The sequence below is a fragment of the Nocardiopsis sp. NPDC058631 genome (assembly GCF_042716955.1).
Taxonomy (GTDB): domain Bacteria; phylum Actinomycetota; class Actinomycetes; order Streptosporangiales; family Streptosporangiaceae; genus Nocardiopsis.
This window is the reverse complement of sequence record NZ_JBHXQY010000096.1, coordinates 1-25,385: the sequence shown is the minus strand read 5'-3', so window position 1 is coordinate 25,385 and position 25,385 is coordinate 1. Positions and strand designations below refer to the sequence as shown.

Below are 25,385 nucleotides of genomic sequence, written 5' to 3'. Positions count from 1 at the left end.
GGGGGGGCACCCCCCTCCGCCGTGCGTGGCCGTCCGGGGTTTGGGGCGAGGACCGGCCCCGGGCCGGGGAGCAGAGCGCTAACCCTTGACCGCTCCGGCGGTCAGACCCTCGGTGATGTAGCGCTGGAGGAACCAGAACACGGCCAGGGTGGGCAGGGACAGCATGATGGCGCCGACCGCGAACATCCCGAAGTTCGCGTTCCGCTGGGACGACACCAGCTGGTAGAGCCCGAGCCCCAGCGTCTTGGCGTCGGTGTCGCGCAGGAACACGCTCGCCATCAGGAACTCGTTGATGGTGGAGATGAACACCAGCAGCCCCACGATCGCCAGCACGGGGGTGACCAGCGGCAGCATGATCCGGAAGAACACCTGGGCGTGCGAGGCGCCGTCGATCTGCGCGGACTCGTCCAGTTCCTTCGGGACGGTGTCGAAGAAGCCCTTCATGAGCCACGTGTTGATGCTGAGCGCGCCGCCCAGGTACACCAGCAGCAGCCCCCACCGGGTGTCGAAGCCGATCCCCGGGTAGTACTCGCCGAGCGTGGTGAACATCAGGTAGATCGCCACGATCGCCAGGAACTGCGGGAACATCTGGATCACCAGGAGGCCGATCAGGCCCACCTTGCGGCCCCTGAAACGCATACGGCTGAACGCGTACGCGGCGAGCGCGGACAGCAGCACCGTCGCGGCCGCGTTGGTGACCGCGAAGAACAGCGAGTTCGCGTACCAGGTGGTGAACGGCGTGTTCGTGAAGAGGTCCCGGGCGTTGTCCAGGCTCGCCCCGGTCGGCCACAGCTGCGCGCTGGACAGGGTGCCCAGCGGGTTGAGGGCGGCGGACACGACGAACAGGACCGGGAAGATCGCGAAGGCCACGACCGCCAGCATCACCAGGTGGCGCCAGCCGAACCTGAGGGCCCACAGGGAGAACCGGGTTCCCGCGCTGCGCCGGTAGGGCGTGCGCGCGGTGCCGGTGGCGTCCACCGCCATCAGTCCACCTCCTCAAGGGCTTTGCTGCGGCTGAGGCTGATCACGGACATCCCCGCCACGATCAGGAAGATCATCACCGACAGCGCGGCCGCGTACCCGTACTGGGCGGTCGCCTCGTTGAAGGCGAGCCGGTAGGTGTAGGTGATGAGCAGGTCGGTGGCCCCGGCCGTCGGGTTGTCCGGGGAGAACGGGCCGCCCCGGCTGATCAGCCACACCGCGTTGAAGTTGTTGAAGTTGAACGCGAACGTCGCGATCAGGATCGGCGTCATCGCGACCATCAGCAGGGGCAGGGTGACGTTGCGGAACGCCTGCCAGGGGCCGGCGCCGTCGATCTGTGCCGCCTGCCCCAGCTCACGGGGGATGGCCTGGAGGGCGCCGGTGGCCACCAGGAACATGTACGGGTAACCCAGCCACACGTTGGCCAGGATCACCGCCGCCCGTGCGCTCCACCGGTCGCCCAGCCAGTCGACCTGCAACCCGAGCATCCGGTTGAACAGGCCGAAGTCGGTGTTGAACATGTCCCGCCACAGCAGGAACATCGCCAGGGAGCTCATCGCGTACGGCAGTACCACCAGGACCCGGTACGCGACCTTGCCGCGCAGCCTGGGCACGTGCAGGGTGAGGGCGACCGCCAGGCCCACCACGAACACCAGGGAGGTGACCGCGACGGCGAAGACGATGTTCCAGACCAAGATGCCGAAGAACGAGGCCGCGAAGGTGGGGTTGAACAGGAAACGGGCGAAGTTGTCGAAGCCGACGCCCACCTGCCAGCCCTGCGCCAGGCGCTGCCCCTCGTCGTCGTAGAAGGCGCCGCGCTCGTCGTCGGCCCGGTAGACCACCCCGGTCTCGGAGTCGGTGACGCAGTCGCACTCCGCGTCGTAGACGCGGGTGGCCGTGCCCTCGAACGCGCTGGACAGGCCGCTGGAGCGGATGCCGGAGCCGTTCCCGGAGGGCACCGCGAACTCTGACAGCTCCTCGCTGCGGGCGTTGACCTGGGTCGGGGTCAGGATCGAGTACCCGAAGGCCTCGGCGACCTTGCCGGACGGTTCGACGGTCGCCCCGGTGAGCCCGGTGAGCCCCTCCGCGTCGCCCGCGTAGGCGGTGCCCTCGTCGTCGACCAGGAGGAAGACCAGGTCACCGGTCTCGGGGGAGCCGGTGACCGCCACGGTGAGCGTGTACTCCTGAGCCCCGTCGGGGCTGGTCACCGAGTACGCCTCGATGGCGGCGACCGCCTGCTGCTTGTCGCCGCGGTGGCCGTCGCTGAGGTTCGTGACGGACGTGCTCATCGTGTAGAGCACGGGCAGGATCTGGAAGGCCAGCAGGAACAGCACGCCCGGGACCAGGTACTTGACCGGGACGGCGCGCTTGGACAGGTAGATCCAGTAGACGAGCGCGACGACGGCGGCGGCCAGGGCGATCCCCGGCCAGTTGCCCGCCACGTACAGCGGCAGGACCGCCCACACGCCGAGGGCGGTGAACAGGCCGAGCAGGGAGATCTTGAGGAGTTGTCCGCCGAGTGAGCCGTTCCCGGCGAACCGTCCGCCGGGGAGGGCGGGGCGGGCGGGCGCCCCCTGGCCGGGGGCGCCCGAGGTGTCGGTTTTCCTTGAGGCCACAGCTACTCGCCGATCTGGGCGGCGATCGTCTCGTGGGCGGCCTCCATGGCCTCACGGACGTCCTCACCGGAGATGGCGGCGGCCTGGGCGATGCCCAGCGGCTCCCAGGTCTCGCCCATCTCGGGGATGGAGGGCATCGGCATGCCGTCGGCGCCGGCCTCGGCGATCGCCGCGATGTTGGGGTCGTCCGCGGAGACCGACTCCAGGGCCTCCACCTGCACCGGGGTGCGCGGGTCGGCCTCGTAGAGGCTGAGGATGAACTCGGTGTCCGTGACGTAGTTGGTCACGAACTCCTGGGCGAGGGCGCTGTTGGCGCTGCCCTCGGTGACGAAGAAGGAGTGGTAGCCGATGTAGGGGCTGGCCGGGGCCTCGCCCTCGAAGCCCGGAATGGCGCTGATCTCGAAGTCGACGCCGGAGTCGTTGGCGTCACCGATGTTCCACGGACCGGCGATGAAGAACGGGGCGTCCTCCTCGTAGAACAGGACGGCGTCGTTCTCCGTGTCGATGGAGCGCCGCAGCACGCCTTCGCCCGCCTCGCCGTACTCGGCGATCTTCTCCATGGCGGCGACGGAGTCGTCGGAGCCCACACCCAGGTCGGCGGGGTTCCAGGTGCCGGTGTCGTCCTGGCCGAAGAGGTAGCCGCCCGCGGAGGTGAACAGCGCGTTCATGCGGAAGGGTTCGCCCTCCTGTCCGACGGCCATGGCCAGGACCTCGCTGGTGTCGCCCGCGTCCTTGAGCTCGGTACCGGCCTCGACCAGCTCCTCGAAGGTCTCGGGGGCGTCCGGCGCCAGTTCGGTGTTGCGCATCAGGAAGATGTTCTCCTGCGAGTACGGCACGCCGAAGAGCTGTCCGTCGTAGGTCAGCGCGTCGATGGCCGTGGCCTCCAGCCCGTCCGCGCGGTCCTGCGGGAGCTCGACGGGCTGGACCGCGCCGTTGCGCACCAGGTTCCCGGTCCAGTCGTGGGCACCGATGAAGACGTCGGGCGCGTTTCCGGCCTGGTGGGCGTTGAGGAGGTCGCCCTGGATGTCGTCGAAGGCCAGGCCCTGGACGTCGACCTCGACGCCGTTGGCCTCCGCGAACTCCTCGGCGGCGGCCTGGATGGCGTCGGCGCGCTCCGGGTCGGACCAGATGACGAGAGAGCCCTCGCCCGAAGCGTCCTCGCCCCCGCCCTCACCGCCGCCGCTGCCGCACGCGGTCGCCATCAGCGTGATGGCGGCGATGCCTGCCACCACTGGTGCGCTGCGGAATCTCATGGTGTGTTCCTTCCGGAAGGCCGTGCTGAGGAGGTCGCGCATGCGGTTCGCCGGTGGCCCCGGGTCCGTCGCGGGCATGCGTGGTGATGTGACGTTAGCAATAACTTGCAAGCTTTGAAAGGCTTTGCAGTCCCGCTGCATAAAGATGTGGAAACACCGCGGAAACGGGCGTGTGATCGCCTGCCTTGCGTAGTGGCGCGGTGACCGTGGGATGATGATATCTGTGATGAACGATCATTTAGTCACACCATTGGGCGTGAGGAGCCCGGTCCCGTGACGAAGGGGGGAGCCCTGCCCCCGGTGAACAGGGCGAGGGCCGGGCCGCGGCCCGGAGCCGGAACGGGGCGGCCGCGCGCGGGCGCGGCAGTGAACGTCCGGGGGCGGGACGCGTGAGGGCGGTGCCGAAAGGACCCGGCACCGCCCTCACGGTGTCAGCCGCGCAGCCAGACCGCCGTCTCGGCGGGAAGGCCCAGGGAGCCGTCGGCCGGCCCGGTCACCGGACCGCTGGACACGAGCACCTCGCCCGTCGCCGCGATCTCCACGGGAGCCCCGGTGAGGTTCACCGCGATCCGCACGCCCGGCTCGCGCTTGAGGTACAGCACGCCCTCGGGTGCGTCCAGCCAGGTCATGGAGCCGTCACCCAGGGCGTCCAGCTCGCGGCGGAGTCCGAGCGCCCTGGTGTACAGCTCCAGGGTCGAGCCCTCCACGCCCCGCTGGGAGGCGCGCGACAGGGCGCCCCAGCCCTCGGGAACGGGCAGCCACGGCGTGCTCCCCTCCGGGCCGAACCCGAACGGGGCGCTCCCGTCCTCCCAGGGGAGTGGCACCCGGCAGCCGTCCCGGCCGCGCTCGGTGCGGCCCGAGCGCTCCCAGGTCGGGTCCTGGAGCGCATCGTCCGGCAGGTCGGTGACCTCCGGAAGGCCCAGCTCCTCGCCCTGGTACAGGTACACCGAGCCGGGCAGACCCAGCATCAGCAGTGTCGCCGCGCGCGCCCGGCGCAGCCCCTGCTCACCACCGCCGAAACGGGTCACGTGGCGGGTCACGTCGTGGTTGGACAGCACCCACGTCGTGGTCGCGCCCACCGCGCCGTTGGCGGCCAGGGAACCGTCGATGACCGCCCGCAGCCGCGCCGCGTCCCAGGGGGCGGTCAGGTACTCGAAGTTGAACGCCTGGTGCAGTTCGTCCGGGCGCAGGTAGCGGGCCACCCGGTCCGCGTCCTCGACCCAGGCCTCCGCCACCAGCGCGCGCTCACCCGGGTAGGAGTCGGCGATCGCCGACCAGCGGCGGTAGATGTCGTGCACGCCGTCCTGGTCGAAGTACGGCAGCGTGGTGCTGCCGTCGAGCAGGTCGGCCTTGGCGCCCTCGGCGATATCGGGCAGCGCCGGGTCCTTGACCATGCCGTGGGCGACGTCGATGCGGAACCCGTCCACGCCCCGGTCCAGCCAGAAGCGCAGCACGTCGTCGAACTCGTCGTGCACCTCCTGGTTGGTCCAGTCGAAATCGGGCTGCTCGGGGTCGAACAGGTGCAGGTACCACTGCTCGGGGGTGCCGTCGGGGCGCTTGAGGCGTGTCCAGGCGGGGCCGCCGAAGATCGACTTCCAGTTGTTCGGCGGCTCCTCCCCGTCGGGGCCCCTGCCGTCCCGGAAGAGGTAGCGCGAGCGGGCCGCGCTGCCGGGCTCGGCGGTGACGGCCTCGCGGAACCACCGGTGTGCGGAGGAGGAGTGGTTGGGCACCACGTCGATGATCAGGCGGATACCCAGGTCGTGGGCTGCGCCGAGGAGGGCGTCGAAGTCCTCCAGGGTGCCGAACCGGGGGTCGACGTCGCGGTAGTCGGCGACGTCGTAGCCGCCGTCGGCGAGGGGGGAGACGTAGAACGGTGTCAGCCAGATCGCGTCCACGCCGAGCTCGGCCAGGTGGGGGAGGCGCTCCCGGATGCCGGTGAGGTCGCCCTCCCCGTCACCGTTGGAGTCGGCGAAGCTGCGCACGTAGATCTGGTAGATGGCCGCTTCACGCCACCAGCGAGACTGAGGCTCCATCGTCGGGGGTCCTTCCCTGTGGTGGCTGCAAGTTCTTGCGCAAGATTACCGTGAACTTTCGGCCGTGTGACGGCGATCTCGACTAGAGTTGGCCCATGGGTCCACGACTTGCCGACATCGCACGGCACGCAGGCGTCAGCGAGGCCACCGTCTCGCGGGTGCTCAATGACAAGCCGGGGGTCGGCACCGAAACCCGCAAGGCCGTCCTGACCGCCCTCGACGTCCTCGGCTACGAGCGCCCCGCGAGGTTGCGGCAGCGTTCGGCCGGGTTGGTCGGCATGGTCATCCCCGAACTGGAGAACCCGGTCTTCCCGATGTTCGCCCAGGCGGCCGAGGGGGCGCTGGCCCAACGCGGGTACACGCCGGTGCTGTGCACCCAGACCCCCGGCGGAATAACCGAGGACGAGTACGTGGAGCTGCTCCTGGAGCGCAACGTCTCCGGCATCCTCTTCGTCTCCGGCAAGCACGCCGACACCACGGCCACGCACGATCGCTACCACGCCCTGGTCTCACGAAGACTGCCGATCGTCCTGGTCAACGGGTTCGCCGAGGCCATACCGTCGGCGTTCATCTCCGCGGACGACCGGGAGGCGGGCAAGCTGGCAGTCAACCACCTGGTCGCCCTCGGCCACACCCGCATCGGCTTCACCAGCGGTCCCGAGCGCTACGTGCCGGTCCGCCGCAAGCTGGAGGGCTACCACCAGGCCCTGGCACGGCACGGACTCGACGGGGACGACCTGGTGGAGCTGTCCCTGTTCGGTGTCGAGGGCGGCCACGCGGCAGCGGTGCGGCTGATCGAACGCGGCGTCACCGCCATGGTCTGCGGATCCGACATGATGGCCCTCGGAGCGATCCGGGCCGCCCGTCAGCGGGGCCTGCGCGTCCCCCAGGACTTCTCCGTGGTCGGGTACGACGACTCCCAGCTCATCGCCTTCACCGACCCCCCGCTGACCACCGTCCGCCAGCCGGTCAACGCGATGGCCCTGGCCGCGGTGCGCGCCCTGTGCGACGAGATCGCCGGGCACCCCGTCTCCCACAACGAGTTCATGTTCGACCCGGAACTGGTCGTGCGCGGATCCACCGCCATCGCCCCCGACCGCCGGACCGCGTCCGGACGCGTCGACCCTCCCCGGGGAGTCCTCTCCCAGCAGGCCGCGGCCCCGGCCCCGGCCAACCCCTGAACCCACCCCTGCCCCCCGTGCCCGGGACCCTCTTCCGACGGCTCCGGGAGCGGCCCCCGCCGTCCCGTCTTCGCAGCGCGGACACGCAGGACGGGCCTTTCCGGCCGGGACCGCTGGCGCCTGCCCCCGGTGGCGGGCCGGGGGACGCGAAAGCGTGTGTCCCATCTCTCCGTGTGCCGGGTCCGCGCCGTGCGCGTCGCGGCGGCGGCCCGACCGGGGCACGCCGCCGTGTCGGTGACACTGGAGGCATGCCTTCCGTTGCCCTCGACGGCGACCCCGTACCGCGTACCGGGGAACTGCCCGCAGCCTCCCTCGCCGAACTCGGCGAGCAGCCGCTCGGGTTCTACGTCCACGTGCCCTTCTGCGTCACACGCTGCGGCTACTGCGACTTCAACACCTACACGGCCGAGGAACTCGTCTCCCGGGACGGGACGGCCACGGCCTCCCGGGCCACGTACGCCGACCAGGCCGTCGCCGAGGTCGCACTGGCCGACCGGGCCCTGTCCGGGCCGAGGCCCCCGGTCAGCACCGTGTTCGTCGGCGGAGGGACCCCGACCCTGCTGTCCGCCGAGGACCTGGGCCGGATCGTCGCCGCGGTCCGCGACCGGTTCGGTCTCACCCCCGGGGCCGAGGTCACCACCGAGGCGAACCCCGAGACCGTCACACCGGAGTACCTGGTGCGCCTGCGCGAGGCCGGGTTCACCCGGATCTCCTTCGGCATGCAGAGCGCCCGCCCGCACGTGCTGAAGGTCCTGGAGCGCGGCCACACCCCCGGGCGCCCGGAGCAGTGCGTCGGGTGGGCTCGCGAGGCCGGGTTCGACCACGTCAACCTCGACCTGATCTACGGCACGCCGGGTGAGACCGACGACGACTGGCGCGCCTCCCTCGACGCTGCGGTCTCCGCCGGGCCCGACCACGTGTCCGCCTACTCGCTGATCGTCGAGGAGGGCACCCGCCTCGCCGCCCGGGTGCGCAGGGGCGAGCTCACCGAGCCCGACGACGACACGATGGCCGACCGCTACCTGATGGCCGACGACGCTCTGGCGAAGGCCGGGTTCACGGCCTACGAGGTCTCCAACTGGGCGCGTACCCCCGAGGGGCGCAGCGCCCACAACCTCCTCTACTGGACCGGCGGGCACTGGTGGGGCGTGGGACCCGGCGCGCACAGCCACGTCGGGGGCACCCGCTGGTGGAACGTCAAGCACCCGGCCGCCTACGCCGCGCGCCTCACCGCCGGCGACAGCCCGGGTCAGGCCCGCGAGGTGCTCACAGCGGAGGAGCGCCGCTTCGAGCGGATCCTGCTGGAACTGCGCGTGGAGCGGGGGTGCCCGCTGGACCTGCTGGAGCCGCACGGGCGCGCCGCGGCCGAGCGCGCCGTCGCCGACGGCCTGCTGGAGCCCGGCGCCCACGACGCCGGCCGCGCCGTCTTGACCCGCAGGGGACGCCTGCTCGCCGACGCCGTGGTGCGCGACCTCACCTGAGGTGGCGCGCACGTAGGGGGCCCGTGCGTGCACGCACGGGCCCCCTCGGGCGTTCCCACGGTGTCCGCGGACCTTGCTACTTGACCCAGTCGACGTTGAACGGGTAGCGGTACCACTCGCCGCGATTGGCCGCCGTGCCGGCCAGGATGCCGAACACGATGGCCATCACCCACAGCACCAGCATCAGGAGTCCGCCGATGAAGATGAAGGACAGCGGGACCGAGATGACGTAACCGATCATCAGCAGGAGCTGGAAGTTCAGCGCCTGTGCCGACTGGTGGCGCAGGAAGGGCGATTCGTCCTTCTTCACCAGGTACATGACCAGCGGACCGAGGAAGCCCAGCAGGATTCCGCTGAGGTGGACCAGGAGCGCCGTGGTCCGCTCCTCGGAGTTGGGCCGGCCGGTCGTCGCCGACGACTCGCGGTAACCCCCGTGGGGCTGGTAGCCCGGGGGAGGGTAACCGCCCTGCGGGTACCCGGGCGCCTGGTAGCCGCCGGTCTGCTCCTGTCCGGGGTAGCCGCCGGGCTGACCGGGGGGCGGGTACCCGCCCTGCTGGTATCCGGGCTGGCCGGGGTAGCCGCCACCCGGGTACCCCTGGGAGGGGTCGCCCTGCGGGGGCGGCGGGTAACCGCCGCTCTGGTACCCCTGCGAGGGGTCGCCCTGCGGGGGCGGCGGGTAACCGCCGGGCTGCTGGCCGGGGTAGCCGCCGGAGCCGTCGTCGTGGCCTGGCTGCTGACCCTGGCCGTAGGGGTCTTCGGGCGGGTTGTTCGGGTGCGACATGGTGGTTCCTTCGTGTGGACTCGCTCAGGTCGGGGGGGAGTGCGCGTCACTTCAGCAGGCGGATGCTGACCGGGTAGCGGTACCAGGTCCCCTTGTTCGCTCCGTTGGCCCCCATGACCCCGAACACGATCGACACGATCCAGACGAGCGCGATGATCAGGGAGCCGATCCAGGACAGGCTCGGGAAGAAGATACCCAGTGCGATGAAGACGACCCAGGCGAAGATGTACGGGATCAGCAGTGTGATCTGGAAGTTCGCCGCCTCCGAGGCGTGGTGGCGCACGAACGGCGACTGGTTGCGCTTGGCGAGGTAGACCGCCAGCGGCGGAATCCAGCCGAAGCAGGCGATCACGAAACCCGACAGGTGGGCGAGCATGGCCACCAGCGTGCTGTTGTCGTTCCCCTGCGCGGGAGGCTGCGGCTGGCCGTAGGCGCCGGGGTGCTGCGGCTGCTGCGGCTGGCCGTAGGCATGCGGCTGCTGGGCGTGGTCGGGCTGCGGGACGTACCCCTGCTGCGCGCCCGCGGGCTGACCGTAGGGCTGCTGGGGCTGTGGGGGCTGCCCGTAGGGCGGCTGCGGGCCGGGCTGGTGGCCTTGCTCGGGCTGGGGCGCGTACGGCGACTGGGAGCCCGGGGGCTGCCCGTACCCGGGTTGGGGCGGCTGCCCGTATGCGGGCTGCGCGCCGGACGGCTGTCCGTGGGAGGGCTGCTCGGCACCCGCGCCGGGAGGGGCGAAACCGGGCTGGCCGTAGGGCTGCTGGGGCTGTGGGGGCTGCCCGTAGGGCGGCTGCGGGCCGGGCTGGTGGCCTTGCTCGGGCTGGGGCGCGTACGGCGACTGGGCGCCCGAGGGCTGGCCGTACGCCGGCTGTCCGCTGGACGGCTGGCCGTACCCCGGCTGGCCGTAGGGCTGCTGCGGGCCGGGCTGGTGGCCTTGCTCGGGCTGGGGCGCGTACGGCGACTGGGCGCCCGGGGGCTGCCCGTACCCGGGTTGGGGCGGCTGCCCGTACGAGGGCTGTGCGCCCGAGGGCTGCCCGTAGGGCGGCTGCGGGCCGGGCTGGTGGCCCTGCTCGGGCTGGGGCGCGTACGGCGACTGCGCGTCCGAGGGCTGGTCGTATCCCGCCTGGGGCGGTCGGCCCTCGTCCTGCCGGCCGTACTCCTGCTGCCCGCCGTCCGGCTGCTGGGGCTGCCGGTCCTGGTCGGGGTCCTCCGGGGACGGGGGGTTCGTCGGGGTCTCGCTCATGCTCTTCCTTGGCTCCGCTGGTGAGTGGCGGTTCTTGTACTTTCGCTCTGTACCGACGACCGCGCAGGGCCGGAGGCGGGCGACCGCGGCCCCGGACACCGGGTGCCCGGACCGCGCCCTGGGCAGAATCCTAGGTCCTGGGGCCGCACCACCGCGAAAACGGCCCCGTCAGGGGCAGGCACCCTACTGTGACGCGACGGCACGTCCTAGGGTTCGTCCGGGTGGGGTCCCGTGACGAAGTCGATGAGCTCCTCCACACGTCCGAGCAGGGACGGCTCCAGATCAGCATAGGTACCGACCGATCCGAGGATCCGGCGCCACGCCTCACCGGTCTCCAGCCGCCACCCCAGGGCCTCGACGACGCCCTCCTTCCAGGGGCGGCCGCGCGGAACCTCGGGCCAGGCCGTGATCCCCACGGCGGCGGGCCGCACGGCCTGCCAGACGTCGACGTAGGGGTGGCCGGCCACCAGTACGTGCTCCGCGCGCACCCGCTCGGCGATCCGGCTCTCCTTGGAACCCGGGACCAGGTGGTCCACGAGGACCCCGAGGCGGCGTCCCGGACCGGGGGAGAAGTCCGCCACGATCGAGGGCAGGTCGTCGACGCCCTCCAGGAACTCGACGGCGATCCCCTCGACGCGCAGGTCGTGTCCCCAGACCTTCTCCACGAGCTCGGCGTCGTGCACGCCCTCCACGTAGATCCGGCTCCCGCGGGCCGTACGCGCGGCGGCGCCGGGCACCGCCACCGAACCGGAGGCGCTGCGCAGGGGCCCCCTCGGCGCCGCGGCCGGGCGCACCAGGGTCACAAGTTTCCCGTCGAGCAGGAAGGCGGCCGGGCCGAGGTCGAAGACCCTGCGGCGGCCGGCGCGGTCCTCCAGCGTCACACTGGACTTGTCCCAGGTCAAAACTGCTCCGCAGAACGCCTGGTCGGCGTCCTCCACGACCAGGTCCCGCCTCAGGGGGACCTCGCGTACGGCACCCTTGCGGGGCAGCCGCCAGTCGTCGGCGAGTACGTCGCGGCCGTAGCGGCCGGTTCCCTTGGTAGCCACGGTCGTGCAGTCTAGTGGGGGAGGGTGTCGGTTCACCCGTGCCGTGGCGCACGTCGCCGCACCGGAGGGAAGATCGGGCGTGCCCACCGGCGTTACTACCGGCGGGTACCCGTCCGGGTTTGCGGTCGGGCATAGAATTGGCACCGAGGAACCCGGAGTGCCAGGAGGTGGCGAGTTGCTGGACGAGCGCAAGCTCGCTGTCCTGCGCGCGGTCGTGGAGGACTTCGTCAACACGAACGAACCCGTGGGATCCAGGGCACTGGCCGATCGGCACAGGCTCGGGGTCTCCCCCGCGACCATTCGCAACGACATGGTCGCGCTGGAGGAGGACGGGTACATCGCCCAGCCCCACACCAGCGCGGGACGCGTCCCGACCGACAAGGGGTACCGGCTCTTCGTCGACCGGCTCTCCTCGGTCAAGCCCCTGTCGGCGCCGGAGCGTCGCGCCATCGAGTCCTTCCTCGCCGGAGCGGTGGACCTGGACGAGATCGTCGCCAGGACGGTGCGGCTCCTCGCCCAGCTCACACGCCAGGTCGCGATCGTGCAGTACCCCTCGCTGACCCGGTCGTCGGTCCAGCACGTCGAGCTGGTCCCCCTCGGGGGCCAGCGGGTCATGATGGTCGTGATCACCGACACTGGCAGGGTCGAACAGCGCGTCATCGACGGACTCGGAGAGGTCAACGGGACCGCGGTCCACGACCTGCGCTCCATGCTCAACCGCGCCATCTCCGGGCTGCACCTCGGAGAGGTGCCCGACGCTGTGGAGGACCTGCCCGCGCAGGTCCCGCCCGAACACCGCCGGATGGCGGTGGCCGTCCTCTCCGTCCTGTTGGAGAGCCTCGTCGAACGGCACGAGGAGAAGATCGTCCTCGCGGGGACGGCCAACCTCGCCGCCGTGGACTTCGCCGCCAGCCTGAGGGACGTCCTGGAGGCGCTGGAAGAGAACATGGTCCTCATCCGTTTGCTGGGTGAGGCGAAGGACCCGTCAATGCTCACGGTGCGCATCGGCGCGGAGAACTTCCACGAGGGTCTCCGGTCCACCTCCATCGTCTCGGCCGACTACGGTGTGGGAAACCAGTCGCTCGCCAAGATCGGTGTTGTGGGACCCACCCGGATGGACTATCCGGGAACAATGGGAGCGGTACGCGCCGTGGCTCGGTATGTCGGACAGATTTTGGCAGGACAGTAACTCAGTGGCCAGAGACTATTACCAGGTTCTCGGGGTGCGTCGCGACGCGTCCAAGGACGAGATCAAGAAGGCGTACCGGAGGCTCGCACGCGAGCTCCATCCGGACATCAACCCTGACCCCGCCACCCAGGAGCGCTTCAAGGAGGTGACCCAGGCCTACGAGGTCCTCTCCGACGAGAACAAGCGTCGGATGTTCGACATGGGTCAGGACCCCTACGCTCCCGGCGGTGGCGGCGCGGGAGGCTTCGGTGGCGGCGCGGGCGGTTTCGCCTTCGACGACATCATGAACGCCTTCTTCGGCGGCGGTCAGCCCGGCGGGCGTGGCCCCCGGGACCGGGTCCGGCGCGGTCGCAGCATCAAGATCCGTGTCGAGCTGGACCTGGCGGAGACCGCGTTCGGGGTCAGCAAGGAGATCACCTTCCCCACCGCGATCCTGTGCGAGACGTGCCAGGGCGAGGGGACCGCGGCCGGTTCGCACCGCACCACGTGCGAGATGTGCCACGGTCAGGGCGAGGTCTCCCAGGTCACCCGCTCCTTTCTGGGTCAGGTCATGACCTCCCGCCCCTGCCCGCAGTGCTCGGGCCAGGGCTCGGTCATCACCAACCCGTGCGGCGACTGCGCGGGGGAGGGCCGGGTACGCGAGAAGGTCACCCGGACCGTCAAGATCCCCGCGGGCGTCGACGACGGCACCCGGATCCAGCTCGCGGGTGAGGGCGAGGTCGGCCCCAACGGCGGACCCCGCGGCGACATCATCCTGGAGATCCTTCAGCGACCCCACCCGACCTTCGAGCGGCGGGGCGACGACCTGCAGTGCACGGTGACCGTCCCCATGACGGCCGCCGCGCTGGGCGCGTCCTTCGCCTTCGACACCCTCGACGGGACCGAGAACATCGACCTGCGTCCGGGTACCAACTCCGGCCACGTCATCACCCTGTCCAACAAGGGCGTCACCCACCTGGACGGGGGAGGGCGGGGCGACCTGCGCATCCGCGTCGACGTCGAGACCCCGGGCAAGCTGGACGAGGAGCAGGAGAACCTGCTCCGCAAGTTCGCCGAGCTGCGCGGCGAGGACCAGTCCCCGGGCCGGTTCAGCCCCGGGCACGGCGGCCTCTTCGCCAAGCTCCGTGACGCCTTCGGCGCCAAGTGACACCGCCGGTCTTCCTGGTCGGGACCGCCGAACTGGCGGCCGACCGGGTGACCGTGGGCGGTACCGAGGGGCACCACGCCGCGGTGGTACGGCGCATCAGGGAGGGTGAGACCGTCGACCTGTCCGACGGTCTCGGCCTGCGGGCCCGGTGCACCGTGTCCGCCGTGGGCAGGGACCACATCGTCTGTGCGGTGGTGGAGCGCAGCGAGGAACCCGCGCCCCGCCCCCGCCTGACCGTCGTCCAGGCACTTCCCAAGGGGGACCGCGGCGAACTGGCCGTGGAGATGATGACCGAGGCGGGGGTCGACACGGTCGTGCCCTGGGCCGCTGAGCGCTCCGTCACCCGTTGGAAGGGCGACCGGGCGGTCAAGGCCCTGGCCAAGTGGCGCGCCACCGCCAGGGAGGCGGCCAAACAGGCCAGGCGGGTGCGGCTTCCCGAGGTCGCCGACCTCGCGGACCGGTCCGCCGTGGCCGCACTGCTGGCCGGGGCCGACCTGGGTGTGGTGCTGCACGAGGACGGGGCCACGCGCCTGGCCGACATGGACCTGCCCTCCGGGGAGGGGCCGGGCATCGTCGTCGTGGTCGGGCCCGAGGGAGGCTTCTCCGCCCCCGAACTCGACGCTTTCGACGGAGCGGGCGCCGTGCGGGCCCTGCTGGGGCCGAGCGTGCTGCGCACCTCCACCGCCGGGGTCGCCGCCCTGGCGGTGCTGCAGGCACGCACGGGACGCTGGTAGCCGACGACGGCAGCCGACCCCCGGGCCGCAGGGTCACGGGGCGCGGACCAGACGACGGATGAGGCGCCCGGGGGAAACCTCTCCCGGGCGCCTCATCCGTCGTGGCCGCCGTACGGGGCCGTCCTGTCAGTCCTCGGTCGTGGTCCGGTTGCCGCCGGTGTCGCCGCCGGCGCTGTCGGAACCACCGCCGGAAGCGTCCTCGTCGCCGCTGCCGCCCTCGTCCCCGTCACCGGCGCCGGGTGTCTCCCCGCCACCGCCACCGCCTCCGTTGTCATCCTCGTCGCCACCGCCGTCCTCGCCGTCGGTCGGCTCCTCGCTGGGCTCGCACCCGTCCGCGGCGGTGGGGTCCCGACCGTCCTCGGCCTCCTCCGACGCGGACGGTGAGGGCAGGGCGTCCTCCCCGGAAGGCGGGCACGCGGACGCGGACTCCACACCCTCCTCGGCCGGGTCCTTCTCCCGGTCGGGCCGGGGAGGGGTCTCCGGGCCCTCGGGGGGCTCCGACGACTGCTGCGTGGCGCCCTCGACGGAGTCGGAGGAGGGGTCGGAGGCAGCGACGCCGCCGCCGTCCTCGTCGTGCTTCGGGGGGGTGCCGTGGCGGTCGGCGCCCGCCGGGACGAACTCCAGCACCTGGTCGCGGACCTGGGGGCTGGACATGACCACCGAGGCGGCGATCATCACGGCTCCCGCGACCGCCGCCACCGGTCGTAGCCAGGGCAGACCGAACCAGGCGGCGCCCCGATTGCGGTCGGTGCGATCACGGATCAGGTTCAGGGCCTCCGGCGAGGGCGCGACCGCGTCCGCCTCGGAGCGGAGGACCTGGCGCAGCCGTTCCTCGAAGGCGTCGTTCGTCGGATCTGTCGGGCTGGTCATGTCGTCTGCTCCAGAACAGAGCGGAGCGAGGAGATGCCACGGGAGGTGTGGCTCTTCACCGCACCCCGGCTGATCCCCATCGCGTCCGCGATCTGCGCCTCTGACAGGTCGCCGTAGTACCTGAGCACGATGGCCTCTCGCTGACGGGTGGGTAGTTTGCGCAGAGCGCGGATGACCGCCTCCCGCTCCAGCAGGTTCAGGGCGCCGTGTTCGGCGCTGGGGGCGTCGGGTAGGGCCTTGGGTGCGTGCTTCTCCACCACCGCCCGGTGGCGGAGCACGGACCGGGCCTTGTTCACCACTGCCTGGCGGAGGTAGGACAGCGCCTTGTTCGGGTCGCGCAGGCGGCGCCACGCGGCGTGCATCGCGACGAACGAGTCCTGGACGACCTCTTCCGCGGTCGCGTGGTCGCGTACGAGAAGGGCTGCGAGCCGAACGAGCGGACGGTAGTGCTCCCTGTAGAGCTCCGTCACGGCGTGGTCGGCATCCCACTCCACCGAGCGTGGAGCCGTGGCAGCTCCGGCCACCATGGTTTCTGTCGTCACGTCAGTTCGACGCACACCCTTGTCGCGGGGTTTACGAAAGGGCATACCTCTTCTTTTCCAGGTAGACGCGCGTTTCAATCCGAACACGTGGGGACCAGGGCAGCGGTGGTGCTTTTCCGACGACCCGACGCGCACGGGTGAGAAGAGTATCGCGCCTGGGACGGAGACCGCCGCCGAACCGGCTTCCAGACAGGGCGGAAGGCGTCCCTCGGAAGGGCCGCCCACCACTCACCTGCGGCATCATGGTCCCGGACAATTCCCGGACGGCGGCCGTTCCGGCGGCCGCGAACACACCACGGACACACCAAGGAGGTTCGCGATGGCCCACGAGGACTGCCTCTTCTGCAAGATCGTGAAGGGAGAGGTGCCGGCCGAGATCGTCCACGAGGGCGAGCGGACCCTCGCCTTCCGCGACATCAACCCCCAGGCCCCCACACACGTACTCATCGTCCCGCGCGAGCACCACCCCGACGCGGCCGCGGCCGCCGCCACGGGCACCGGCCTGCTGGACCGGATCATCAGCGACGCCCACGAGATCGCCGTGGCCGAGGGCATCGCCGAGACCGGGTACCGGCTGGTGTTCAACACCGGGAGCGGGGCCGGGCAGACGGTCTTCCACCTCCACGGCCACCTCCTGGGCGGCCGCGGGCTCAACTGGCCTCCCGGGTAGGGGCGCCGGGGCTCCGTCCCGCTTCCGGGGCCGGGCACGGGACCCTGGTCCCGAACCACCCGGACCGGGGGCGGGGCGCCCGGACCGCCCTCCACAGGCCGGATAACCCCTCGAACGGGGCGCGGACGCCTTGGTAGACTCTGACCGTGGGCTTCGAGGGCCCGGTGGGACTCCAGTGGAACACCGGCGAGGAGCCACACCCGGCGTCCCCACGGCGCCGGAGCCGCCAAGGAGGCGCCGCGCCGGCCCAGGCGGGCAGGCGCCCGATCGAAGGGTAGGACAGCGGCCGCAAGGCCACACCATGGCCGAGACAACGCACACGCACCCGCGACGGGATACTCAGGTCAAGGTCGTGGTGCCCGACGAGCACACGATGATCAGCCTGCTGGGCTCGGGGGACGAACTCCTCAGGGCGTTGGAGCGGGCCTTCGACAGTGACATCCACGTCCGCGGCAACGAGTTCACCATCAGCGGCACCCCCGAGGAGACCGCCGTGGTGGTCCGCCTCGTCGAGGAGCTGATCGAACTCGCCAAGAGCGGCACGCACGTCACCCCCGACACCATCGAGCGCATGGTCCACATGCTGGCGGCGCCCGGGTCGGAGCGGCCCGCGGACGTGCTCACCACCAACATCCTGTCCAACCGCGGCAAGACCATCCGGCCCAAGACGCTCAACCAGAAGCGCTACGTCGACACCATCGACCGCAGCACCGTGGTGTTCGGTATCGGGCCCGCGGGCACCGGCAAGACCTACCTGGCCATGGCCAAGGCGGTCAAGGCGCTCCAGGACAAAGAGGTCAACCGGATCATCCTGACCCGTCCCGCGGTGGAGGCCGGGGAGCGCCTCGGCTTCCTGCCGGGCACGCTCTACGACAAGATCGACCCCTACCTGCGTCCCCTCTACGACGCCCTGCACGACATGCTCGACCCCGACTCCATCCCCAAGCTGATGGCCGCCGGGACGATCGAGGTCGCACCCCTGGCGTACATGAGGGGCCGGACCCTGAACGACTCCTTCATCATCCTGGACGAGGCCCAGAACACCTCGCCCGAGCAGATGAAGATGTTCCTCACGCGTCTGGGCTTCGGTTCCAGGATCGTGGTCACCGGTGACGTCACCCAGGTGGACCTGCCCGGCGGGCAGGCCAGCGGGCTGCGGACCATCGAGACGATCCTGAGTGACATCGACGACATCGCCTTCTGCCGGCTGACCAGTGAGGACGTCGTCCGGCACAAGCTGGTGGGGAAGATCGTCGACGCCTACGGGCGTTACGACGCCGTCCAGAACGACCGGCAGGGCGACCGCAGGGGCGACCGCCGCGGCGCGACGGGAGGCCGCTCCCGTGGCCTGTACCCGCGCAGCGACCCCTCCTCCGACACCCCGAGGGGCCCGGGAACGGGGAGCACCGGCCCCGGGGAGCGGGCAGACTGAGGTAGTACGGCGTTCGCACCGGTGGGTCCGTGAGCATGCGGGCCCACCGGTTCGGGTGTCCCGGGTGCGGGCCGGAGACGGCACACCCACCGGCCGGGCGCTCCGCCCGGCCGCGACGATTCCAAGTGAGGCAGCCCCAACAGATGAGTATCGACGTCGCCAACGAGTCCGGCGTCACCACCGTGGACGAGGAGCGACTCTCCCGCCTGGCCCGGCACGTGCTCGACGCCATGCGCGTCCACCCCCTGGCCGAGCTGTCCGTCGTGCTGGTGGACGAGGGACCCATGACCGACCTGCACGTGCGGTGGATGGACGAACCGGGCCCCACCGACGTGCTCTCCTTCCCGATGGACGAGCTGCGCCCCGGTGGCCCCGGCCGAACCAGTGAACCCGGTGTCCTCGGTGACGTGATCATCTGCCCGCAGGTGGCCGAGCGCCAGGCCGAGAAGGCCGGGCACAGCACCCGGGCGGAGATCGACCTGCTGTGCACCCACGGCATCCTGCACCTGTTGGGCTACGACCACGCGGAGCCCGACGAGCACAAGGAGATGTTCGGACTCCAGGGCGAGATCCTCGCGGCCTGGGGTGAGCGGGAGACCGCCGAGACCGCAGGGGACGAGACCACCTGATGCAACCCCTGATGTGGCCTGACGTCGCCCCCATGACCACGGGCGAGCCCGCCGAGTGGATCACCGCCTTCTCGATCGCGCTGGTGTTGACCGCGGTGGCCGGTTTCCTGGTGGCGGCGGAGGTCGCCGTCACCCGTGTCATGTCCGTGGGCCTTCCCGAGGCGACCGGCGCGGAGCGCGCCGCCAGGACCGGTGGATTCTGGGGCAAGGTGGCCGCCGACCCCACCCGCCACCTCAACGTGCTGCTGTTCCTGCGCGTGGTGTGCGAGGTGTGCGCGGTCATCGCCGCGGCCATGGGGATGGTGTTCCTCCTCGGGCTGGGGTGGCCCGCCCTGCTGCTGACCGCCGTGGCGATGGTCGTCGTGGAGTCGGTGCTGATCGCCATCGCTCCGCGCATCCTCGGCCGCCAGTTCTCCGGACCGGTCGCCCGCGCGAGCGCGAAGGTCGTCTATCCGGTCCAGGTCGTGGTGGGCCCGCTCGCCCAGCTCCTGGTCGGTGCGGGCCGCGCGATCACCCCGCGCGGCAAGGGCGACCGCGAGGGGCCGTTCAGTACCGAGGTGGAACTGCGGCAGCTGGTCGACCTGGCCGAGCAGGGGGAGGTCATCGACGCCGAGGAGCGGCAGATGATCCACTCCGTCTTCAAGCTCGACGACACCTCCGTGCGCGAGGTCATGGTGCCCCGCCCCGACATCGTGTTCACGAGCCGCGAGGCCGACGCCGACGCGGTCCTCACCCTGGCCCTGGCGAGCGGTTACTCGCGGATCCCCGTGACCGGCGAGGACGAGGACGACGTCGTCGGCATCGTCTACCTCAAGGACCTGGTGGACCAGCTCCGCGACCGCTGGGCGGCGGCCGCCGGAAGCGCCGGGGCGGCCGTGCCGCTCGGCGCGGCCGACGTGATGCGCCCGGCGACCTACGTCCCCGACACCAAGCCCATCGACGAGCTGCTCCGCGAGATGCAGCAGCAGCGCAACCACGTCGCGGTGGCCATCGACGAGTACGGCGGTACCGCGGGTCTGGTCACGCTGGAGGACATCGTGGAGGAGATCGTCGGGGAGATCACCGACGAGTACGACCACGAGATCCCGCCGGTGGACTGGCTGGACGACGACCGGGTGCGCGTGACGGCCCGGCTGCCGCTGGGCGAGCTCGACGAGCTGTTCCCGGACCGGGACCTCGACGTCCTGGACGTGGAGACCGTCGGCGGACTCGTCGCGTTCGTGCTGGGCCGGGTCCCCGTGGGGGGCGCCCAGGCCGAATACGCTGGACTGAGGCTCACCCTGGAGGGCAAGAGCAGCCGCCGGAACCGGATGACGACCGTTCTGGTGGAGCGTCTGCCCGCCGGGGGAACCGAGGCGTCGGACGGCCGGGGCCGGAACGAGGACGTAAGGAGCACGGAGCAGTGACGGAGACGATGGGGCTCGGCCCCGAGGACGGCAAGCTCATCACCCTCGCACGGGCCTCCCGGGCCAGGAACGCGGCGGCGGAGGGCGCGGCGGTGCGCGACGAGACGGGGCGCACGTACGTGGCCACGACGGTGTCGCTGCCCTCCCTCCGGCTGACGGCGCTCCAGGCGGCGGTGGCCGCGGCCGCCTCCAGCGAGGCCTCCGCCCTGGAGGCGGCGGTGGTTGTCACCGAGGCCCAGGAACTGACCGAGGACGACCGCGCGGTGGCGGACGACCTGAAGACCCAGGTGGTGGTGATCGCCGCCCCTGACGGGGTGCCCGCGAGCATCACCCGGCGCTGAGAAGGACCCATGAACGACCTCGACCTCGAGAAGCTGCGCATCCCGTTGCCGGCACCCTCCCACCCGGAGGGCTTCCGCAGCGGCTTCGCCTGCTTCGTGGGCCGCCCGAACGTGGGCAAGTCCACGCTGATGAACGCGCTGGTCGGGCAGAAGGTGGCGATCACCAGCAACCGGCCGCAGACCACGCGGCGCACGGTGCGCGGTATCGTGCACCGGCCCGAATCCCAGCTGATCATCGTGGACACCCCGGGCCTGCACAAGCCGCGCACCCTGCTGGGCGAGCGGCTGGACTCGCTGGTGCGGTCCACTCTGGTCGAGGTGGACGTGATCGCCTTCTGCCTGCCCGCCAACGAGCCGATCGGCCGGGGTGACACCTACATCGCCAAGGAACTGGCGGAGCAGCGCAACACCCCGGTGGTCGCCCTGGTCACCAAGACCGACCTGGTCGACAAGGAGGCCGTGGGCAAGCACCTGATGGCGGTGGACGAGCTGGGCGACTGGGCCGACATCGTCCCGGTGTCCGCGCAGGGCTCGTTCCAGCTGGACACCGTCACCGAGGTGCTGTGCTCGCACCTGCCGGAGGGACCGCCGCTGTACCCGGACGGCGACCTGACCGACGAACCCGACGAGATGCTGGTGGCCGAGCTGGTCCGCGAGGCCGCGCTGGAGGGCGTGCGCGACGAGCTGCCGCACTCCATCGCGGTGGTCGTGGACGAGATGTTCCAGCGGGAGAACACCCGTCCGGGCAAGGAGCTGGTAGACATCTACGCGTCGCTGTACGTGGAGCGCCCCAGCCAGAAGGCGATCGTCATCGGGTCGAAGGGGTCGCGCCTGCGGGACGTGGGATCGCGAGCCCGTAAGCAGATCGAGGGCCTGCTGGGGCAGCGGGTGTTCCTCGACCTGCGGGTCCGTGTGGCCAAGGACTGGCAGCGCGACCCCAAGCAGCTGCGCAAGCTGGGCTTCGACCAGCAGACGTAGGGCGTCGCACGAAGGGGCGGACCGGCTTCGGCCGGTCCGCCCCCTTGTCGTCGGTCCCCGGTACGGCTCAGGCCTGGTTGTTGAGGTCCGTGGCGAGCGTGGCCGCGCAGCGCTGCACCATGGGTGCGGCGCGCTCCACGAAATCCCAGCTCACGCGGGCCTCCGGGCCGGAGATGGACACCGCCATGCCCGAGGGCGCGCCCCTGACCGGGACCGCGACGCAGCGCACCCCGATCTCCTGCTCGCCGTCGTCGATGGCGAACCCCTGGTCGCGCACCCTGTGCAACTCGGTGACGAACAGCCCGGGATCGGTGATGGTGCGGTCGGTCGCCGCGGGCATCCCGGTGCGGCGCACCGTGGCCAGGGCCTCCTCGTCGCCCAGCTGCGAGAGCAGGGCCTTGCCGACCCCGGCGGAGTGCGGCAGCACGCGGCGGCCGACCTCGGTGAACATGCGCATGGCGTGGGGGGAGGGGACCTGCGCCACGTAGATGACCTTGTCTCCGTCCAGCATGGCCAGGTTCGCGGTCTCCCCCAGGTCCTCCACCAGTTGCGCCAGGTGCGGCCTGGCCCAGGTGCCGAGCATCTGCGAGGCCTTGTCGCCCAGGCCGATGAGCCGGGGGCCGAGTGCGTAGCGGCGGGAGGGGAGCTGGCGCACGTACCCGTTGCCCACCAGGGTGCGGATGATGCGGTGGATGGTGGGAAGCGGAAGGCCGGAGGACTCGGCCAGCTGGCTCAGCGACGTCTCGCCGCCCGCCTCCGCCATGATCTCCAGCAGGGAGAAGGCGCGGTCGAGCGACTGCACGCCACCGGAACGCCCGCGTTTGCCCGCTTCGTCGGGGATGAGGGGGATCTGTGGGACTGACAACGGACGCGCTCCCATGGGCCGTGGCGTGGGTTCAGGCTCTTGCTTCTGCGATACGAAAACTGGTTCCCGGCATCAGTGTCTTCTATAGCACGGGCGAAACCAGCTGTCCGGGTGTTCCCGTCCGCTGTGATCCGAGGTTCCCCGTTCACCCCATGGTGTCTCTTGTTCTTCCGGATTGCAAAAGTTAGCATCCACGATAGGAAAAACTTCGCTTGGGAGAGGACACACACGTGGAAGAGGACCGGTCCGAGAGCCGTCGCACGGAGCCCGATCTCGCCCTGGACGTGCTCACCGCGGGACTGAACGCGCGCCTCGCCGACGCGGACGCCCGGCTCGCCCTCGCCTACCCCGGCTCCTCCGGAGCCCGGCAGCCGGTGCACACCGTGTACGTCCCCGCGGACCGGGTGCGGCCCGGCCTCGGTGCCGAGTGGGGCAGGGACGCGGCGGCCTCGCTCGCCGAGTACGCGCCGACGGCCGCCGACCTGGCCGCCGCGACGGGGACCGACCAGGCCGCGGTGTCCGAGATCCTTCCCCGCCTGAGGGACAAGCTCGCCACCGAACCGGTCGAGGACCTGCGGGCCGACCTGGAGGACGGCTACGGCGACCGGGGCGACGAGGCCGAGGACACCGACGTGGTCTCCGCGGCACGTGCCCTCTCGGCCGACCTGGCCGCCGGGCAGGCCCCGCCGCACTTCGGCATCCGTATGAAGGGCATGGAGGCCGCCGGGCGCGCCCGGGGCGCCCGCAGCCTCGCGCTGTTCCTGCACACCCTCCTGGAGGAGAACGGCGCGCTTCCCGGCAACCTGGCCCTCACCCTGCCCAAGATCACCTCGGTGGAGCAGGTCGAGGCCATGGTGTGGCTCACCGACGAGCTGGAGCAGCGGTTCGGCCTGGACGCCGGCCGGTTGCGCTTCGAGCTGCAGATCGAGACGCCGCAGTCGATCCTGCTCCCCGACGGCACCGCCGCGGTCGCCCGCATGATCCACGCGGGACAGGGCCGGGTCAGCGCCCTGCACTACGGGACCTACGACTACAGCGCGGCCTGCGGGGTCACCGCCGCCTACCAGAGCATGGCCCACCCGGTCGCCGACCACGCCAAGGCCGTCATGCAGGTGGCCGCGGCCGGAACCGGCGTGTGGCTCTCGGACGGGTCGACCAACGTGCTGCCCGTCGGAGCACCGGGGGAGGTGCACTCCGCCTGGAGGCTGCACGCCTCCCTGGTCCGCCGCTCCCTGGAACGCGGTTTCTACCAGGGGTGGGACCTGCACCCGCACCAGCTGGTCACCCGCTACCTGGCCACCTACGCCTTCTACCGGGAGGCCTTCGCCCCCGCGGCCGCCCGACTACGGGCCTACCTCGGATCCGTCGCCGGGGGGGTGCTGGACGAGCCGGCCACCGCGCAGGCACTGGCCTCTGCCCTGGTCAGCGGGGTACGCTGCGGGGCCCTGGACGAGGCCGAGGTCGCCAAGGCCGCCGGAACCGAGCTCGCGGCCCTGGTCGGCCTGGCCACACGACGCATCGGACAGGAGTAGCGACACATGACCCGACACGATCTCGCCGTACGTGCCCGCAGAGCCCTCACACCCGAAGGGGAGCGCCCGGTCACCGTCGGGGTGCGCGACGGGCGGGTGGTGGACGTCCTCGTCGGCGACCGCGTCCCGCTGATCGCCCGCAGGGAGATCACCCTCGCCGACGACGAGGTGCTGCTGCCCGGCCTGGTCGACACCCACGTGCACGTCAACGAACCCGGGCGCACCGAGTGGGAGGGGTTCGCCTCGGCCACCGGCGCCGCCGCCCTGGGCGGCGTCACGACCCTGCTCGACATGCCGCTGAACAGCGTGCCCCCGACCACCACCGTCGCGGGCCTGGACGCCAAGCGCGCCGCCGCCGAGGGCAAACTCGCCGTGGACGTGGGGTTCTGGGGCGGAGCCGTCCCCGAGAACAGCAGCCCCGGGGACACCAAGGAGCTGGCCGCGCTCTGGGAACGGGGCGTGTTCGGATTCAAGGCGTTCCTGTCCCCGTCGGGGGTGGACGAGTTCGGCCACCTCTCCCCGGAGGAGCTGCTGACGGCGGCCGAGGCCGTCGGGGAGTTCGGCGGCAGGATCATCGTGCACGCCGAGGACCCGGCCGTGCTGGCGGCGGCGCCGCCAGCCGCCGGACGCGACTACGCGGACTTCCTGGCCTCGCGTCCCGACACCGCGGAGCACGCGGCGATCGCCCGGGTGATCGAGGTGGCGCGGCGCACGGGTACCAGGGCGCACGTCCTGCACCTGTCCAGCGCCTCGGCGCTCCCGCTGATCGCCCGGGCCAGGGCGGACGACGTGCCGCTGACGGTGGAGACCTGCCCGCACTACCTCACCCTGGAGGCCGAGGGGGTGCCCGCCGGCGCCACCCAGTTCAAGTGCTGCCCGCCCATCCGCGACTCCGCCAACCGGGACCTGCTGTGGCGGGCGCTCGGGGACGGGTTGATCGACTGCGTGGTCAGCGACCACTCGCCGAGCACCCCCGACCTGAAGGACCTGGACACCGGCGACTTCGGGACCGCGTGGGGCGGGGTCTCGGGGCTCCAGGTGGGCTTCGCGGCCGTGTGGACGGAGGCGCGCCGCCGTGGCGTGCCCCTGGTGGACGTGGTGCGGTGGATGTCCTCGGGGCCCGCACGGATCGCGGGGGTGCGCAACAAGGGGGCGATCGCGGTGGGCCACGACGCCGACTTCGCGGTGGTCTCCCCGGAGGAGCCCTTCCGGGTGGACGTGCGCGCGCTCCGCCACCGCAACCCGGTGAGCCCCTACGACGGGGCGGAGCTGGTGGGACGGGTGCGGCGCACCGTCCTGCGCGGCGAGGACGTCGGACCGACCGGCACGGCCGGGCGAATGCTGCTCCGGGACTGAGCCCGGTCCGGGCCCTCCGCCCGGAGCCCTCCCGGGACTGGGCGGAGGGGTTTCGCACGCCGGGGGCGGGCACACGGTGGTGTGC

23 protein-coding genes are annotated in these 25,385 nt (G+C 71.5%); 13 read left to right on the top strand and 10 right to left on the bottom strand.

The genetic code is table 11. The features are described from left to right. Positions 1–78: 78 nt before the first annotated feature. The 4 genes from ACFWTE_RS24545 to ACFWTE_RS24530 all read right to left on the bottom strand — a co-directional run bounded on the left by ACFWTE_RS24545 (position 79) and on the right by ACFWTE_RS24530 (position 5,883). Positions 79–984: a sugar ABC transporter permease gene (locus ACFWTE_RS24545; RefSeq protein ID WP_378782235.1), complete on the bottom strand. Its 906-nt coding sequence runs from the start codon at positions 982–984 to the stop codon at positions 79–81. Further along, complete coding sequence (locus tag ACFWTE_RS24540) at positions 984–2,597, bottom strand: ABC transporter permease subunit (RefSeq protein ID WP_378782234.1); 1,614 nt, start codon at positions 2,595–2,597, stop codon at positions 984–986. Before ACFWTE_RS24540 ends, ACFWTE_RS24545 begins: the two co-directional genes overlap by 1 nt. A gap of 2 nt (positions 2,598–2,599) precedes the next feature. Next, a complete protein-coding gene (locus tag ACFWTE_RS24535) occupies positions 2,600–3,850 on the bottom strand; it encodes an extracellular solute-binding protein (protein ID WP_378782233.1) in 1,251 nt (416 codons plus the stop codon). A gap of 431 nt (positions 3,851–4,281) precedes the next feature. Continuing rightward, on the bottom strand, positions 4,282–5,883 hold the full coding sequence (locus ACFWTE_RS24530; RefSeq protein WP_378782232.1) for a glycoside hydrolase family 13 protein: 1,602 nt from the start codon (positions 5,881–5,883) through the stop codon (positions 4,282–4,284). Between the two features lie 95 nt (positions 5,884–5,978). On the opposite strand from ACFWTE_RS24530, the gene ACFWTE_RS24525 reads away from it, so the two are divergent. Both ACFWTE_RS24525 and hemW read left to right on the top strand, forming a co-directional pair. Then, positions 5,979–7,064, top strand: a complete 1,086-nt coding sequence (locus ACFWTE_RS24525; RefSeq protein ID WP_378782231.1) for a LacI family DNA-binding transcriptional regulator — start codon at positions 5,979–5,981, stop codon at positions 7,062–7,064. 248 nt (positions 7,065–7,312) lie between these two features. Further along, positions 7,313–8,545 (top strand): radical SAM family heme chaperone HemW, encoded by a 1,233-nt coding sequence (gene hemW, locus ACFWTE_RS24520; RefSeq protein ID WP_378782230.1) that lies wholly within the window; start codon positions 7,313–7,315, stop codon positions 8,543–8,545. Positions 8,546–8,621: 76 nt separating this feature from the next. Here hemW and ACFWTE_RS24515 read toward each other — a convergent pair whose 3' ends face one another. From ACFWTE_RS24515 to ACFWTE_RS24505, 3 genes are all read right to left on the bottom strand, one after another. Then, entirely contained in the window at positions 8,622–9,326 is a 705-nt protein-coding gene (locus ACFWTE_RS24515) for a DUF4870 domain-containing protein (RefSeq protein ID WP_378782229.1), read from the bottom strand. Between the two features lie 46 nt (positions 9,327–9,372). Next, on the bottom strand, positions 9,373–10,563 hold the full coding sequence (locus ACFWTE_RS24510) for a DUF4870 domain-containing protein (RefSeq protein ID WP_378782227.1): 1,191 nt from the start codon (positions 10,561–10,563) through the stop codon (positions 9,373–9,375). A 206-nt stretch (positions 10,564–10,769) separates the two neighbouring features. Then, a complete protein-coding gene (locus ACFWTE_RS24505; protein ID WP_378782226.1) occupies positions 10,770–11,609 on the bottom strand; it encodes a DUF3097 domain-containing protein in 840 nt (279 codons plus the stop codon). Positions 11,610–11,784: 175 nt separating this feature from the next. Between ACFWTE_RS24505 and hrcA the strand changes: the two genes are divergently transcribed. The 3 genes from hrcA to ACFWTE_RS24490 are packed head-to-tail and all read left to right on the top strand — an operon-like array spanning position 11,785 to position 14,679. Then, a complete protein-coding gene (hrcA, locus tag ACFWTE_RS24500) occupies positions 11,785–12,798 on the top strand; it encodes a heat-inducible transcriptional repressor HrcA (RefSeq protein ID WP_378782238.1) in 1,014 nt (337 codons plus the stop codon). Positions 12,799–12,802: 4 nt separating this feature from the next. Further along, positions 12,803–13,945 (top strand): molecular chaperone DnaJ, encoded by a 1,143-nt coding sequence (dnaJ, locus tag ACFWTE_RS24495; protein WP_378782225.1) that lies wholly within the window; start codon positions 12,803–12,805, stop codon positions 13,943–13,945. Then, positions 13,942–14,679 (top strand): 16S rRNA (uracil(1498)-N(3))-methyltransferase, encoded by a 738-nt coding sequence (locus ACFWTE_RS24490; protein ID WP_378782224.1) that lies wholly within the window; start codon positions 13,942–13,944, stop codon positions 14,677–14,679. Before dnaJ ends, ACFWTE_RS24490 begins: the two co-directional genes overlap by 4 nt. Positions 14,680–14,805: 126 nt before the next feature. Here ACFWTE_RS24490 and ACFWTE_RS24485 read toward each other — a convergent pair whose 3' ends face one another. Together ACFWTE_RS24485 and ACFWTE_RS24480 are read right to left on the bottom strand one after the other, a co-directional pair. Further along, positions 14,806–15,549, bottom strand: a complete 744-nt coding sequence (locus tag ACFWTE_RS24485) for a hypothetical protein (RefSeq protein ID WP_378782223.1) — start codon at positions 15,547–15,549, stop codon at positions 14,806–14,808. After that, complete coding sequence (locus ACFWTE_RS24480; protein ID WP_378782237.1) at positions 15,546–16,076, bottom strand: SigE family RNA polymerase sigma factor; 531 nt, start codon at positions 16,074–16,076, stop codon at positions 15,546–15,548. Before ACFWTE_RS24480 ends, ACFWTE_RS24485 begins: the two co-directional genes overlap by 4 nt. A gap of 334 nt (positions 16,077–16,410) precedes the next feature. Between ACFWTE_RS24480 and ACFWTE_RS24475 the strand changes: the two genes are divergently transcribed. From ACFWTE_RS24475 to era, 6 genes are all read left to right on the top strand, one after another. Continuing rightward, positions 16,411–16,761 carry a histidine triad nucleotide-binding protein gene (locus tag ACFWTE_RS24475; RefSeq protein ID WP_378782222.1) on the top strand — a complete coding sequence of 117 codons (351 nt, stop codon included), beginning with the start codon at positions 16,411–16,413 and terminating at the stop codon, positions 16,759–16,761. A gap of 301 nt (positions 16,762–17,062) precedes the next feature. Continuing rightward, entirely contained in the window at positions 17,063–18,193 is a 1,131-nt protein-coding gene (locus tag ACFWTE_RS24470) for a PhoH family protein (RefSeq protein ID WP_378782221.1), read from the top strand. Between the two features lie 143 nt (positions 18,194–18,336). Further along, the gene (ybeY, locus tag ACFWTE_RS24465) at positions 18,337–18,822 is read left to right on the top strand and encodes an rRNA maturation RNase YbeY (RefSeq protein WP_378782220.1); all 486 of its coding nucleotides are present in this window, start codon (positions 18,337–18,339) and stop codon (positions 18,820–18,822) included. Next, positions 18,822–20,228, top strand: coding sequence for a hemolysin family protein (locus tag ACFWTE_RS24460; RefSeq protein ID WP_378782219.1), 1,407 nt, complete (start codon positions 18,822–18,824; stop codon positions 20,226–20,228). The genes ybeY and ACFWTE_RS24460 overlap by 1 nt, the downstream gene beginning before the upstream one ends. After that, positions 20,225–20,569: a cytidine deaminase gene (locus tag ACFWTE_RS24455; RefSeq protein ID WP_378782218.1), complete on the top strand. Its 345-nt coding sequence runs from the start codon at positions 20,225–20,227 to the stop codon at positions 20,567–20,569. Before ACFWTE_RS24460 ends, ACFWTE_RS24455 begins: the two co-directional genes overlap by 4 nt. Positions 20,570–20,578: 9 nt before the next feature. Then, positions 20,579–21,547, top strand: a complete 969-nt coding sequence (gene era / locus ACFWTE_RS24450; protein ID WP_378782217.1) for a GTPase Era — start codon at positions 20,579–20,581, stop codon at positions 21,545–21,547. Between the two features lie 67 nt (positions 21,548–21,614). Here era and ACFWTE_RS24445 read toward each other — a convergent pair whose 3' ends face one another. Next, positions 21,615–22,349 carry an IclR family transcriptional regulator gene (locus ACFWTE_RS24445; protein ID WP_378782236.1) on the bottom strand — a complete coding sequence of 245 codons (735 nt, stop codon included), beginning with the start codon at positions 22,347–22,349 and terminating at the stop codon, positions 21,615–21,617. 293 nt (positions 22,350–22,642) lie between these two features. Here ACFWTE_RS24445 and ACFWTE_RS24440 point away from each other — a divergent pair, with 293 nt between their 5' ends. Together ACFWTE_RS24440 and allB are read left to right on the top strand one after the other, a co-directional pair. Further along, positions 22,643–23,944: a DUF6986 family protein gene (locus ACFWTE_RS24440; protein ID WP_378782216.1), complete on the top strand. Its 1,302-nt coding sequence runs from the start codon at positions 22,643–22,645 to the stop codon at positions 23,942–23,944. A gap of 6 nt (positions 23,945–23,950) precedes the next feature. After that, positions 23,951–25,300 carry an allantoinase AllB gene (allB, locus tag ACFWTE_RS24435; RefSeq protein ID WP_378782215.1) on the top strand — a complete coding sequence of 450 codons (1,350 nt, stop codon included), beginning with the start codon at positions 23,951–23,953 and terminating at the stop codon, positions 25,298–25,300. Positions 25,301–25,385: the final 85 nt, after the last annotated feature.